Origin of the sequence: Mesorhizobium sp. M4B.F.Ca.ET.203.01.1.1 (genome assembly GCF_004791025.1) — a bacterium.
Lineage (GTDB): Bacteria > Pseudomonadota > Alphaproteobacteria > Rhizobiales > Rhizobiaceae > Mesorhizobium > Mesorhizobium abyssinicae.
Genome location: NZ_SRUO01000055.1, coordinates 1 through 498 on the forward strand (window position 1 = coordinate 1; position 498 = coordinate 498).

Below are 498 nucleotides of genomic sequence, written 5' to 3' on the forward strand. Positions count from 1 at the left end.
CGCAAGGCGCGCCAGACTGCCCGGTTGTAGATCGACTTGAGCCGGCTCTTTATCCCGGCGCCACGCTGATCCTTGAACAGCGATTCCGACAGGAGCTTGTGAAATTCGAGATCAGGGTAATCTTTCTTCGGGTAAAGCCTGGCCGCGACGTCTGGCTGACTGTCGAAAACCAGGAACCGCACATCGCCGCCGGCGATCGATCTGAGAATATGGCGGATAGCCAAAAGGATCGCGGCATCGCCCGTGTTCAGACACACTGTGTTTTCGATCACGACTTTCATGGAGGAACCTCGTTTCGCGTCCGTCGCCAGGCCGGCGGCGATTAAAACGGCATGTTTGCCGAAGTGCTGCCACGCGATCCGCGTCGCGATCCTGACATGCTGCACCACGCTGGTAGCCAACGCCGAATCCAGATCGATGCCAGGTCGGATTGAGAGTAGCGGATCATTTTTGCAGTGCAACAAAAAATGTGCGGGCGTCTGCTACGCCGCACCAAAA

General features: G+C 57.2%; 1 pseudogene. It reads right to left on the reverse strand.

What is annotated here, in order from left to right:
- Nucleotides 1-401: pseudogene (locus tag EN846_RS33590) on the reverse strand (hypothetical protein); the annotation flags it as partial.
- Between the last annotated feature and the right edge of the window lie 97 nt (nucleotides 402-498).